At 53.2% G+C, this 13,968-nt stretch carries 9 protein-coding genes; 4 read left to right on the top strand and 5 right to left on the bottom strand.

Annotation, left to right across the window (positions count from 1 at the left end; all coding sequences use genetic code 11):
• Window positions 1-59 precede the first annotated feature (59 nt).
• Window positions 60-1,475, top strand: coding sequence for a sigma-54-dependent transcriptional regulator (locus GURA_RS18585; RefSeq protein WP_011940454.1), 1,416 nt, complete (start codon window positions 60-62; stop codon window positions 1,473-1,475).
• A gap of 116 nt (window positions 1,476-1,591) precedes the next feature.
• Here the strand turns inward: GURA_RS18585 and GURA_RS18580 are convergent, their stop codons facing one another.
• Both GURA_RS18580 and GURA_RS18575 read right to left on the bottom strand, forming a co-directional pair.
• Window positions 1,592-3,160: a HAMP domain-containing sensor histidine kinase gene (locus tag GURA_RS18580; protein ID WP_011940453.1), complete on the bottom strand. Its 1,569-nt coding sequence runs from the start codon at window positions 3,158-3,160 to the stop codon at window positions 1,592-1,594.
• Window positions 3,161-3,276: 116 nt separating this feature from the next.
• The gene (locus GURA_RS18575; RefSeq protein ID WP_011940452.1) at window positions 3,277-3,732 is read right to left on the bottom strand and encodes a universal stress protein; all 456 of its coding nucleotides are present in this window, start codon (window positions 3,730-3,732) and stop codon (window positions 3,277-3,279) included.
• Between the two features lie 398 nt (window positions 3,733-4,130).
• On the opposite strand from GURA_RS18575, the gene GURA_RS18570 reads away from it, so the two are divergent.
• Window positions 4,131-4,913 (top strand): IclR family transcriptional regulator, encoded by a 783-nt coding sequence (locus GURA_RS18570; protein WP_011940451.1) that lies wholly within the window; start codon window positions 4,131-4,133, stop codon window positions 4,911-4,913.
• Between the two features lie 239 nt (window positions 4,914-5,152).
• On the opposite strand, the gene coaE is transcribed toward GURA_RS18570, so the two are convergent.
• From coaE to GURA_RS18555, 3 genes are all read right to left on the bottom strand, one after another.
• The gene (gene coaE / locus GURA_RS18565) at window positions 5,153-5,764 is read right to left on the bottom strand and encodes a dephospho-CoA kinase (RefSeq protein ID WP_041245553.1); all 612 of its coding nucleotides are present in this window, start codon (window positions 5,762-5,764) and stop codon (window positions 5,153-5,155) included.
• 86 nt (window positions 5,765-5,850) lie between these two features.
• A complete protein-coding gene (locus tag GURA_RS18560; protein WP_011940449.1) occupies window positions 5,851-7,485 on the bottom strand; it encodes a DUF342 domain-containing protein in 1,635 nt (544 codons plus the stop codon).
• 134 nt (window positions 7,486-7,619) lie between these two features.
• Window positions 7,620-8,744 carry an aminopeptidase gene (locus tag GURA_RS18555; RefSeq protein ID WP_011940448.1) on the bottom strand — a complete coding sequence of 375 codons (1,125 nt, stop codon included), beginning with the start codon at window positions 8,742-8,744 and terminating at the stop codon, window positions 7,620-7,622.
• 303 nt (window positions 8,745-9,047) lie between these two features.
• On the opposite strand from GURA_RS18555, the gene GURA_RS18550 reads away from it, so the two are divergent.
• Window positions 9,048-11,066: a dihydropyrimidine dehydrogenase subunit A gene (locus GURA_RS18550; protein ID WP_011940447.1), complete on the top strand. Its 2,019-nt coding sequence runs from the start codon at window positions 9,048-9,050 to the stop codon at window positions 11,064-11,066.
• A 151-nt stretch (window positions 11,067-11,217) separates the two neighbouring features.
• Window positions 11,218-13,749 (top strand): molybdopterin-dependent oxidoreductase, encoded by a 2,532-nt coding sequence (locus tag GURA_RS18545; RefSeq protein ID WP_011940446.1) that lies wholly within the window; start codon window positions 11,218-11,220, stop codon window positions 13,747-13,749.
• Window positions 13,750-13,968: the final 219 nt, after the last annotated feature.

Genomic DNA, 13,968 nt, shown 5'->3' with positions numbered 1-13,968 from the left:
GGACATGCTTTGCCATATTGAGCGATATGGAACATTCAGACAGTGAAGGGGTAAGCGAAATGGTGAGAAAGCGTATTCTGGTCGTCGATGATGAAGCGGTTATCAGGGAGGGGATGCGCCGCATTCTCGATGGTGGCGGGTTTACGGTTGAAACCTTTGCTAACGGGTATCTTGCCATTGAAAAGCTGCAGGCGGAGGCATTCGACTTGCTTATAACCGACCTGAAAATGCCGGGAATGGGGGGCATGGAGGTCTTGAAGAGCATTAAGGTCCTTCAGCCTGAGATGCCGGTTATTATCATCACCGGTTATTCCTCGGTAGATACCGCAGTTGAAGTCATGAAAAACGGTGCAGTCGATTATATCGCCAAGCCTTTCACCCCTGAAGAAATTATCGAAAAAGTCGAAAACGCCTTGGAGCAGAAAGCTGTGCTGTTCGATGACATGTATCTGCGCAAGGAGCTGCGGGATAATCACGGCTTCGATATGTTCATCGGTGCAAGCCGGGAGATGCAAAAGGTGTATCGGCGGATCATGCAGGTGGCGCCGACCGATAGTAGCGTTCTCATAACGGGTGAAAGCGGCACGGGTAAAGAGCTCGTTGCATGTGCGATCCATAAGAACAGCCAGCGGCGGGACCAACCCTTTGTCGCAGTGGACTGCACATCTCTGGCAGAAAACCTGCTGGAATCAGAGTTGTTCGGTCATGTCAAAGGTTCTTTTACCGGAGCCGTTCATACCAAGATGGGGCTTTTTAAAGTTGCCGATGGCGGAACGCTTTTTCTGGACGAGGTCGCCAATATCAGCCTGACTACCCAGGCCAAATTGCTGCGGGTTCTTCAGGAGCGCGAGGTTACCCCCATCGGCGGGACACAGCCCATCCCGATCAATATCCGTCTGGTGGCGGCCACCAACAGGAACCTCAGAACCCTCGTTGCCGAAGGAAGCTTCCGGGAAGACCTGTTTTTCCGTCTCAATATAATCCCGGTAGACCTTCCTCCTTTGCGGGACAGGAAGGGGGATCTGCCGCTCCTGATAGCGCACTTCCTGAAGAAATTTGCTGAAGAAATGGGTAAGGAAATCCGGGGATTGGCTCCTGACGCCCTTGCATTGCTGGAGGAATACCCCTTTACCGGCAATGTACGCGAGCTCGAGAACATTGTTGAACGGGCCGTCGTTCTGGTTGAAGGGGGGCTTATCCAGAAGGAGAATCTTGAGCTTACCTTGCCTGGCGGAGACGAAAGCTGCCTTATTTCAGGATTTATTCCGCAAAGCGCCGACGAATTGAAAGAAACTAAACGGCATATTCGGGAACGCGCAGTGGAGCCCGTAGAAAAGGCCTTTGCCCTCAATGCGCTGAAACGGAACAACTGGAACATCACCCGTGCGGCTGAAGAAACCGGCATGCTGCGGCCGAACTTCCAGGCGCTGATAAAGAAGCTTGGTATTTCGATCAGAAACCAGGCCAGCAGTTAGCAGCACAATCCGGGTATGTGTGGAAGCATTGGAACTTTGTGCTGATATTTGTATGCATTGCCCTATTCAGTCGTGGCGGCAGTCATCGCTCTGAAGAAAACTAGTCCCCTTCATTTTTAAAGTATTTCTGTTAGTCTAGTCGGCAGCATGATGGTAAAAGTCGTGCCGCTTCCCACCTTACTCTCCACCTCTATCGTTCCACTGTGATTATTGATGATCCCGTAGGAAACCGACAGACCCAGGCCGGTCCCTTTGGTTGACTTGGTGGTGAAGAAAGGATCAAATATCTTCACCAGGTTTTCCTCTGAAATGCCGCAGCCGGTATCGGATATACTGACAAACTCGTGACAGCCGTCCGTTGTCATGCCGGTGCAGATCTGGAGATCGCCGCCATCAAGCATGGACTGACCGGCATTGAGGATCATATTGACAAAAACCTGTTCGACCTGGTTGGGGTCCAGCAGCATATCCGGTAAGTCAGTGCTGTAATCTTTCGTTATGGTGATATTCTGGAAAAGCACCTGACGCTCGATGAGGGAAAGTGACATGTCCATGATGCGGTTAAGGGATGAAAACTTTTTCTGGGGGACCGACTCCCTGGAAAAATCCAGGAGTCCTTTGACTATCTGACTGCAGCGCTCTGTCTGCTGAACGACGATCTCCAGGTCATCTTTCAGGGATGGGTCAAGTTTAGGGTCCTTGCTGACAAGGGAGGAGAAAACCAGGATACCCGTCAGCGGATTGTTGATTTCGTGGGCTATGCCGGCCACAAGTTCCCCGAGGGATGCAAGTTTTTCCGAGCGAATGAGCTGTGCCTGGATATCCGTAATCTCATGGGTCCGTTCTTCGACCTTGGATTCCAGGTTCTTTCCCCAGTCCTCCAGTTCGGCTCTTGCCCGTTTGAGCTTCATCGTCATATTGTTGAAACTGTCAGCCAGTTCTCCCAGTTCACCCCCCGAAGTAAAGGAAACACTGGTATCCATTTCTCCCCGCGCCAGTTGTTCGGTGTGCTTCAGAAGTTGTTGCACCGGTTGGTTGACCAGTTGCTGAATGAAGATGGTGATGCAGAGTGAGATGAGCCCCATAAGGAGGATGGTGACAGCAATGGTTGTGCCTCGGTAGGAGTTGAGCTGGGCATTCATGCGATCAAGGGGGACGGTAACATCGAGTACGCCCAGAACCCTGAAACGTTCGGGATGAAAGTGGCACTTGGCGGAGAAACAGCTCTCTTCGTTATAAATGGCCTTGGCCAGGCCCAGAAGCTGTTTTCCATCATGCCTGGTAAAGATCCTGCTTCTGTTCATGGAGGAAGCGTGTGTCCGTGGGTTACTGCTGGAATGGCACATGTTGCAGGCTTCCGCTTTTTTGTCGAGAAATGTGCCTATTTCCTCCTCCTGGGTGGAATAAATGATGCGGCCGTTTTTATTGATCATCCTGATGTGGTCGATTCCCTTTTCAGCCCCCACTTCTTTTATCACTTGCTGGATCCGTTGACGGTCATCATGAACCATCTGGTGTTGGGTGGCGCGGATGATGGTTTCACCCAGTTTGTCGGCGTCTGTAACTGCTTCTTCGATAAGGAGCTTTTTTAACGCTGCAAGGTTTACATAGGCAAAAATAACCATGAAAATCAGCAATACCATGTTTGTGGAAATGGTTAGTTTTGATATCAGGCGCAGACGCAAAGCATAACACTCCATGGAGCGGTCAGGCTAAATGAGAGAGATTAAATTAAGGTAATCATAGAGAGGACGACCTTTTTTGTCAAGATCGTATGTACGCAGGCATGATGTAAAGGATTTTATCCCCTGATTATGTAGACGGAGCATTTGGCATATTTTGCGACTTTGTGAGATACGCTGCCAAGCAGTTTCCTTTTGAGAAAGCCTTTTCCTGAGCTGCCGATGACGATGACGTCGATTTCTTCCCTTTCCGCAAACTTCAGCAGTTCATCGGCCGGATCTCCGTAGACGACCTTGATTTCCAGGGGTATTCCTGCTTCCTTGGCATCCTTTTCAATTACATAAAGGATTCGTTCACGTAATTCTGCCCATTCCTTGGATTCGGTAATAGGGGCTGCGGGGACAAAGTCGGTAAATGTATTGCGAGGGGCGTTAGGTAAAACCAGCATGGCATATATCTTGCTTTTAAATTGACTCGGGTTGCCGACCGCCATGCGTACCGCTTCTTCGGCGGCTTTGTCGGAAAGGGGGGAGCCGTCAATTGCGACAAGAATTTTTTTTCGCAGGTTCAGCATAAATAAAATCTCCTCCACCAAGTATAACAGCCGGCATGATTCGTTGGTTTGATGATAATGTCTAACTATTTAATATCGTTTGTTAAATGTCTCAAACATGGTCTAATTATAGGCATGTAATTTTTCTTGCTTGACAAGTATAAAACACTATTCTATATTTTCAAACAGGTATTTTATCAATTTATTGCAATTGTATCCGCTGAAGATTCGAACTTGGGTTTTTTACTCTTGGGAGATCTCCGCTTGATTGGCCAGTATATGGCAAACCTTTTATTTATGTTATGAAATAATAAAGAGGATGTTTGATGAGTATTTAATGTGATTGATAAATGCCTTGACATATTCTGCTAAAAAGCTTATGAAATCCTGTTGGAATTTAAATCAAGTAGGTGTAACCAATGGCAAAAAAAGAAAAATCAGAGTATATTATTCAGGCAGTTTCCCATGCGCTTGATCTTTTGGAGCAGTTCCATGACGATGTGGACGAGCTCGGTGTGACCGAGTTGAGTAAGCGCCTGAAGCTGCATAAAAACAATGTTTTCAGGTTGCTGGCAACCCTTGAGTCCAGGAATTACATCGAGCAGAATAAGGTCACGGAGAACTATCGACTGGGGCTCAAGACCCTCGAACTGGGACAGACCTTCATTAAGCAGATGGGACTTCTTCGCCAGTCACGGCCCGTCCTTGAATGGTTGGTCAGGGAATGCAACGAAACGACCTATGTTGCGATCCTGAAAGAGTTCCACATCATTTATCTGGACGTTGTCGAAACCGATCTCACCGTGCGAGTGGTACCGCGTGTAGGCGCCAGGTTGCCAGCCTACTGCACTGCCGCGGGAAAGGTGCAGATAGCCTACATGACCGACGAGGAGCTGGCTAATTACCTCCCTTCCAAGGAAATGAAGCGCTACACCCCGAATACGATAACCGATCGGGATGAATTGAAAAAATACTTGGCACAGGTTGCCCAGCAGGGGTATGCCATTGACAACGAAGAGCTGGATGTGGGGGTCAAATGCGTCGGTGCTCCCATCCGCGATTACACGCGGCGAATTATCGGAGCCGTCAGTATTTCCGGTCCATCCATGAGGTTTACCGATGAAAGGTTGGAGAAGGAGCTGATTCCTCTCGTCTTAAAGGCTTCGGAAGAAATATCCTCCAAGCTTGGTTATCATAAGTAACAAAAAAGCCCCCGATTCATCGGGGGCTTTTTTGTTAGACCTTAGGAACTGTAAACAAATAACATGGGCATCTTGCATCTCATCTTCAGGTCATCTTTAGCCGATCTTCAATCGCCAAATCCTCAACGTAGCCGTGCTACGTCTGCGGTTTAGCTCAATCAGTTCGGCCAAATCCGACCTAAATCTGAGCGCAATTTTGACCCTGTTATTCATTTACAGCTCCTTATATTGTCGGATGTTCAGATTTTCCCTGTTTTACCCGTTACTTTCGTTTCCCACAGTACCTTAACCCGTTTTTCCAACTGATCCAGTGTTCCCCGATTGTCGATTACTTCCGAGCCGTAGAGCCGTTTCTCTTCCATGGGCATTTGGGCGGCAATCTTTTGCAGAGCCTCTTCCCTGGTTATGTTGTCCCGCTCCATCACCCTTTTCACCTGGACTTCCCTGTCCACATAAACAACCCAGATCTCATCGACGCGTGAGGTGGCGCCGGCTTCAATGAGAAGTGGCGCCATGTAGATGACCACGCGTGTGCCAGCCATCTTAAGTTCTGCAAGCTTTTCCTCTGCTCGTTTGCCGATTGCAGGGTGAGTGATGCTTTCCAGCCGCCGCCGGGCCTCTGGGTCGCAGAAGATGATCTTTCCCAAGGCCGTGCGGTTTATGGTGCGGTCCTCGTTCAGGATACTTTTGCCAAAGGCGGCGACTATGTCGTTATAGGCCGGTTCTTCCAGAGCCACTACTTCCCGTGCAAGTTGGTCGGCATCGATCACTACGGCTCCGTGACTCTCCAGCAGTTTTGCAACGGTGCTTTTCCCTGAGGCGATTCCCCCCGTCAAGCCGATTATGTGCACTGGTTCACCTCCTTGCGTACAGACACCATTTAACATTAAGCTGATGCCCTTTGTCAACACCGGCAAGGAGTTCCGTCAATAAAGGTTCAGTATGCGATTCCTTCTTCTCCGCGAGTGAAAGTTTTGCTTTCCAGGTCATCTTCGATCAGGAGGGTCTTGTCCCCAACCATGAGATGGACACCGAAGTATACGGTTCGTTCTATTTCTATTCTGGCGTTGTTGACCAGTTCAAGCCGTTTTTGCAGGCGTTTTTTTTGTCCGGTCAGTTCTGTGATTTCTGCTTGCTGGATGTTGTAGACCCGTTCCTTCAGTCTGGCCATTCCTGCATCAACCTTGGCCGGGTTGTCGCGGATGTATGCCAATGTCTTGGCGGTTTCTTCCTGTCGTTTTTCCTTTTCCTCCAGTTGCTGCTTGACAATGGAGAGCTTTTCGCTGATGGACGGATCGACACCGACTTCAATTCTCGTGCTGACGTTGGCGGGGGAGCCGGCAATGATGGCATGGACAAGGGTGGTGGCTCGACAGACGCCGCCGATGATGTGCCCCTTTTTCATTCCTTGCTCTCCGACTATTACTTCGTTTCCGGCGGTGAGTTCGCTCTTCATAGCCACTTCACGGATATTGATGTCGCGGCCGGCGATAATGCAGGCGTTCTCCACAAATTGCGCGGTGACCGAGCCGCCGGCATGAACGTATGAAATGTCGGGGTTCAGTTCGCCTTTTTGGTTTCTCACTTCTCTCTGGCCGATTACCCCCCCTTTTATTTCGATGTTGCCGCCGGCTTCGATCTTTGCGGCTTCGGCGACGCCGCCGATAATGATGTCACCCGTTGCTTTTACTTCCATCCCGGCTTTTACATCACCGGCGATGTTTACCGTGCCTTCGAAGTGCAGATTACCGGAAGAGAGGTCGACATTCTTGAGATTGATGACCGGTTCGACAATGATGCCGTGATCCACCTGGACGGGTAGCCCGGAAATGGCTGCCAGAAGCAGATCACTGTCGTTTTCCGCGAAGACGGTGCCACTGAGGTTCGGAGTAAATGCTATGTCGTTGCCGTCGGTTGTTGGTAACGGAGTTCCCAGAATGTTTTCGCCAGGCGTCCCTTTGGTCGCCGGATAGCGCCGCATCAAAGGGTCGCCCGATTTGACGCTGACGATGCCGCCCAGATTGCGGTAATCAACGTTGTCCGTGTCGTCTGCCAGGGGACATCTTTCCCTCATTTCCGGGATCAGGCTGATAAACTGGGAATCTTCTCCTGGTTGCGGCGAACGGCCTTTGGCAATTTCCCTTTTCAGGACCTCCCTTTCACCAACAGCCTTTTCTATTTCATCATGGAGAATCCCGCTGACAATTTTTTGTTCCTGGAGAGCCTGGAGTATCTGCTCGGAGGTGACGGCATTGCCGCCGTATGCAGATGTGATGGTGATATACGCCGACATCAGATCTGGAGCAACGGTCAATGCCAGCGTGCCATCCCTGCGTTCCCCGATCTGCATCGTGAATCGGTCTGCGGCAACGGCGCACCTCTTTACCAGATTGGAAAGAGCGTCATCAAGAATGAACAGGTCTGATAAATTTTGAGCATCAAGCGCCTGCCAGACCCAGTCAGTGTCGATTGGGACTTTTTGTGCGACGGGCTCGTACGTGGCGAGTAACTTGCCGCCGTCTGGGCTTATCTGGAAGGTTAATCCCTTCTCCTGTTTTGCTTCTTCGGCCATTTCAGCACCCCTTTAACGTTTGCCTGCCGCATTGACAGCGGCTGAGGGTATATGCAGTACATATCGGCATATATAGGCGCCGGCTTTAATCGCAATTAAGGCAAAACTGGAGAAAGTGTGCCGAATCCATTGAGTCAGATAGTAAGTTGCCCTTGGCGCAGCAGGATTTTCTCCGTCCCGTCGGCCATGATGGCGGTCAGCGTCGGCTCGTAAAACACGTAGTCCTCGTGGAACGGGGTGCTGACGGTGCCGCCGAAGCCGGAATTGTCCCCCAGGGCAATATGGATGGTGCCGAGAATTTTTTCCGCTTCGAGGATGTTGTCCGGCCTGCTCGCCTTGTCGTTGGTGCCGATTCCCAGCTCGGCGATATTCCGATTTTTTGCGCTCTCAGCGAATTTCTGCTCCAGTTTATGTCTGTACGGTTCATCGCCGCGAATCTCGGTGACAATCCCGTTCTTAACTACAAGCTCAATCGGCGAGACGAGTTTGCGGTTTGGCGCATACTCCAGAACCATTATTCCTTCACATGTTCCTTCCAGCGGCGCCAGATAGACTTCGCCGGCCGGCAGGTTGCCAAAGCTACCCGGCGCGGTTAAAAGGCCGTCGTCCCCTTCGGCAATCCTTCCCTGCTTGCCGATACGCATCCGGCTGCCGTTGGGGGTGGTCACTTCGATTTCCACGGCACCGTTTATTTCTCCGGCGAGCTTGGCGGTTCGTTCGACAAGGGCCTGCCAGTCGACTTGCATGGAGGTGAAAAACATCGCTGGGTCGAAGTGGGGAAGGCTGGCGAAGCGTCCGCCGGCGGCGTTTATCAGGGAGCGGAAGCGTGTGTGGCTGGTGGAATTGTTGGCGAGAGCAATTACCACATCGGCAACGGCTCCTTTTCCCATAATGACGATTTCTCTGGCTCGTTCGACTTCTTCCGGGGTGGCCTCCTTGGATAGAAGCCGTGGCAGGATGCCAGCCTCCACGAGCTTGTCGGCAGCACTGTCACCCAAGGCTGCTCGCCAGAGAGCTTCCGGCGGTTCAGCGCCGGAGGCGGTGGTGGCGGGGAACGAGATGAAAGTGGTGTTGCCGTATATCTTCCCGGCATAGGCAGCCGCATCAGCAGCGGTCTGCAACAGCCTGGCGCGGCGGTCCGCATCAGCCGCAGATGGCGTTTCGTCGGGGCGGATCGTATCGCTGAAGACCAGGATGCGCTCCCCGCTTTTTACCCCCATGTTGATGCTGAAAAGATCCGAGAAGGCTTTGCTGTACATGACAGGTTCTCCTTGCATGGCGTGGCGTGCCAAAATGTATTTTGTGCCGGGCGATTCATTGATTCCCGTATCAGGGCAGAAAACCAATTTTGCCAGGCATGAAAGTTATGTATACCAGAGAGGGAGACGGCTGGCAACCTTCAGTAAAAGCGGATGATTTACGATTTTTCCCTTGATTTATGAATATGTCTTGTGCTAATAATTGCATACTGTATACAATTGAAAAGTCGAAATTTGTTCAATAAATACGACAAGATAAGTGGTTTTTCAGATATAATTTAACAGGGTTTCGCGGAGGCTGAAGTGGCACAGGTGGTTTTTTCCAGCTGGGGAAGAAATATTGTTGATAACCGCGCAGGCGGCGCCGGCACGGAGGCGCAGTTCCGGCTACCTGTAACCTATGACGGTGAGCGGCCGATGGCTGCCTTCATGGGATGGGACGGCATCATCGTCTTCAATAAGGACGTGGATGTTCCCGTGATGGCTGCCGAATACATGCGGCGCGTACAGACCCTGTACTGCTGCGGTAAGTGCACCCCCGGCAAGAAAGGGACCCGTGTCCTCATGGATGCCCTGGCTGCGATCATTGCCGGGAAGGCATCAGAGGCCGACCTGGCAACCATTGAGGACTTGGCGGATCTCCTGAAAAACTGCAAGTGCACCCTCTGTCAGAGCTCCACGGTGCCGGTGCTTGATGCGGTGAAATATTTCCGTAACGATTTCCTTGCATATATAAACAGCGCTAAAAAGCCGGCTGCAGAGTTCAGCTACATCGATAAGTATACCGCCCCCTGTCAGGACAAGTGTCCGGCGCATATAGACATTCCCGCCTATATCGAAGGGATCAAGGATTATCATTTCGGGCATTCGCTGGCGGCGATCCGCGACAATATGCCGCTCCCGTCGGTCTGCGGCCGTGTCTGTCCCCATCCGTGCGAAACGGCCTGCCGGCGCAAGAACGTGGACGAGCCGATCAGCATCATGGTGCTGAAAAGGTCTGCTTCCGATTACGAGTGGCAGCACAAGATCGAACCGCCCATGCAGCCGAAACCGCGCAAGAGCAAGACCGTTGCCGTGGTCGGCGCCGGCCCTGCCGGTCTTGCCGCGGCCTATTACCTGGCCTTGGAAGGATACCCGGTAACCATCTACGAGGCGCTTCCCGAAGGGTTCGGCGGCGGCATGGTCGCAGTCGGCATTCCTCCCTACCGTCAGCCGCGTCACTTGCTGCAACGGGACATCGATATCATATCCGCCATGGGCGTTGAGATAATCTATAACACAAGGATCGGCAAGGATATCTCCCTGGCCGAGTTGAAGTCGAAATACAACGCGGTCTTTCTCGCGCCGGGTGCGCACCGTTCCAAGCCGATGGGTGTCGAGGGCGAAGACAAGGGTTACAAGGGCTTCCTCAAGGGAGGGATCGACTTCCTGCGCGAGGCCTACATGGGTAAACCGACCGGCATGGGGAAAAAGGTCGTGGTTGTCGGCGGCGGCAACACTGCCATTGACTGCGTGCGGGTTGCCCTCCGGGAAGGTGCCGAAGAATCTATCTTGCTCTACCGCCGCTCCCGCAAAGAGATGCCGGCGGACGTATGGGAAGTGGACGGCGCCGATGAGGAAGGGGTCAAGTTTGAATTCCAGGTCCTACCGACCAGGATCATCGTCGATGCCAATGACCGGATAACCGGCGTGGAATGCGTGCGGATGGCCTTGGGCGAGCCGGATGCATCCGGCCGACGTCGGCCGGAACCGATGGCTGGCAGCGAATTCGTTGTCGAATGCGACACCGTCATCCCGGCCATCGGCCAGGATCCGGACCTGGGCTTCATACCGCCCGACCTGGGCATTGACATCACCAAGTGGAACACCATCGTCACCAAGTACATCCCTTATAAGGATGCGGCGGGCAAGGAACTGAAGGACGGAATGGGGAACTCCCAGTCCAGAACATTGATTACCGACTGTAACGGGATTTTCGCCGGCGGTGACGCAGAGATCGGTCCGTTGACCGCCGTTGCCTGCATCGGCAGCGGTCATCGCGCCGCCAAGGTCATTCAGCGCTGGTTGGAAGAGGGGAAGGCTTACCTTACCGACGACGAATACATGGAAGACATCCTTAACTACATGGGTGTCTATGATAAGACCGAGAGCGTTCCCTGGCTCGATTCAGCTGCAAGGGCGCACCAGGCCGAGGTACACGGCAAGGAGCGGGCCAGCTACAAGAACTACTGCGAGGTTGAGCTCGGCTTCACGAACAGCCAGGCGGTGCGCGAGGCGGAGCGGTGTCTGCGATGCTACCGGGTAGCCATGGTTGCAGTATAGCTTCCCGCGGAAAAACGCCCATCTGCGGCGTTGCCTTTGTGCTCCCCTGCTTGTTCCTCGACGTCTTGCTCCCGGGCATTTTTGAGCGCGACCAGCGGCCGAAGTTATATAAAAAAATAAAGAGCTGAAAAAAATCAGAGGTAAAGATAACATGGTCAATCTGACAATCGACGGCAAAAATACAACGGTGGCCAAGGGGACGACGATCCTTGATGCCGCGGCGACAGTCGGCATCAAGATACCGACCCTCTGCTGGCTGCAGAAGGTGTCTCCCACCGGCGCTTGCCGCGTCTGTGCGGTTGAGATCGAGGGGGTCGATCGCACCATGACCGCCTGCAACACGCCGGTCAAGGACGGGATCAAGGTCACCACCCAGTCGGATAAGCTGACCGAGATCAGACGCAAGGTAATGGAGTTGATGCTGGTGAACCATCCGCTGGATTGTCCGGTCTGCGATGCCGGCGGTGAGTGCGATCTCCAGGACGCCTGCTACGGTCTCGACGTGGCGAAGCAGGAGTATTCGGCTCTTCTCGAAAGACGGCAGATTCGTTACGACTGGCCGTTGATCGAGAGCGATCCGAACCGCTGCATCCTCTGTGAAAAGTGCGTCAAGGTGGACCATGAAATAGTCGGCTGCGATGCCATCGCGGTTGTCAATCGCGGCGAAGCGACCATCATCGACACCATTGACGGCAAACCGCTCAACTGCGAATTCTGCGGCAACTGCGTCGCTGCTTGCCCCACCGGCACCCTGATCAGCAAGCCGTTCAAGTTCAGGGGCCGCCCCTGGACCTTCAAGATTACCAAGAGCGTCTGCGCCTTCTGCGGCAATGGCTGCCAGATCGAATACCATTCCCGCAACGGGAAGGTCGAGCGTGTCACAAGCGACGATGCCACCTTCAACCACGGCAATCTTTGCATTAATGGCCGGTTCGGTTATAGCTACCTGAATTCCGCCGAAAGGGTCACCACTCCGCTTGTGAGAGAAGAAACCGGTTCACAGTCCAAGTCGGACTGGAACAGGGCAATGGCCTATGCCAGCGACAAACTTTTGGACATTGTCAAGGCATCGGGACCTGATGCGGTGGCCGGTATCGGTTCGCCACGGGTTACCAACGAAGAGAACTTCCTGTTCCAGAAATTGATGCGCGTAGCAGTCGGCACCAACCATATCGATTCCGAGGCACGTCTCGGTTATGCCGGTGCCCAGGCGGTTCTCAAGGAAAAGCTGGGATTCACCGGCGCCAGCGCTGCCATTGACCGGATCGACACGGCTGCGGCCATCCTGGTCATCGGCACCGATCTGAACGCCGAGGCGACCGGAGCCGAATACCGGGTAATCAAGGCAGCCACAAAGAACGATGCCCGACTGGTGCTGGCCAACATGCGCGATGTGAAGCTGAAGAAATTCGCCAACAACCACCTGAAATACCGACCCGGCAGCGAACAGGCATTGATCAACGGCCTGATGAAGGCCATTCTCGATGCGGGCCTTGAGGACAAGGAATTCGTTCAGGGCAAGGTAAACAACCTGGATACGCTGAAAACAGCCCTTTCCGGCCAGTCACTTGCCGATCTGGCTGCTGCTGCCGGTGTGGCGGAGGCCGACCTGCGCGAGGCCGCCACCCTGATCGGCGGGAAAAAGAGCGTTGCCATCCTGTTCGGTTCCGATCTCATGCGGAGCACCCATGCCGCAGAAAAGGTCGCGGCCCTCGCCGACCTGGCGCTTCTCACCGGCTGTCTCGGCAAGGATTCCGGCGGCTTGTTCCCCGTCGACGCCAAGAACAACACCCAGGGGCTGCTCGATGTGGGAGTAAGTCCCGACCATCTTTCCGGTTATCAGGCGTCGACCGCAAAGGGAAAAGACCTTTGGCAGATCATCGACGGGATCGAGCAGGGTTCCATCAAGGCCCTTTATCTCCTGGGAAGCGACCTGACCACGTTCCCCAACAACGGCAGGATCAAAAGGGCGCTGGCCAAGCTCGAACTTCTGATCGTCCAGGACATCTTCAACAGTGAAGTGGTGCAACTGGCTCACGTGGTTTTCCCAGCAGCTGCTGCCGCTGAAAAGAGCGGTTCGTTCACAACCACCGACAACCGGGTGCAATGTCTCGGCAAGGCGGTGGACGCTGTCGGAGACGCTCGTGAGGACTGGGATATTATAGCTGAATTGTACAATCGCCTCACCTTTGCCAGCCACGTCTATTCACCTGGTGAACTTCTCAGGGAATTCAAGGACCTTTCCCCGCTGTACAGCGGAGAGTGCTCGGTTGTAGATGGGCGCTGCGCCGGGACCGGCAAGCAGGCAGCGGCGCTTAAAACCGCGTTGGCCTTTTCACCGTTGGCATCCCCGGCTGCAACGGCAACGGACCAGTTCCAGATTCTGGTCGGAGCGATCGGCTTCCACAACGGTACCATGTCCACACGCTCGGAAAACAACCTCTCCGTGTCGGCTGAAGGGTACATCGAAATATTTGCCGGCGACGCCGCAAAGCTCGGGATCGTCGACGGCGCATCGGTCAAGGTCAGCTCTGCAAGCGGCAGCATAACCGGCAAGGCCAGGGTAAGCGAAAAACTCCAGCCCGGTCTGCTCTTTGCCCCCATCCACTTCCGCGACCTCAACGCAAATGCTCTGCTGGCTGGAAATGCCAACATGGTCGGCGTCAAGGTGGAAAAGGCCTGATACTGTCGGTCGAAGGTCAGTCCGCATGTATGGAAAAAGCCCCCGTGCTCATTGAGCCGGGGGCTTTTTTGTATCGGGAGTTGGGGGGGAATCGTAGCTGTCGAATAAATCCAAAAACGGCAGTTAGCCACGAATGACACGAATAAACACGAATGTTTTTAACCCGTTGTAAGATTTTGAGAAGTCACCGATCTGGTGAGTACATTTTGCATCAGGATA

The organism is Geotalea uraniireducens Rf4 (genome assembly GCF_000016745.1).
In the GTDB taxonomy this organism is placed as follows: Bacteria; Desulfobacterota; Desulfuromonadia; order Geobacterales; family Geobacteraceae; genus Geotalea; species Geotalea uraniireducens.
Note: the sequence above shows the minus strand (reverse complement) of the source record. Positions and strands in the feature narration are given on the sequence as shown.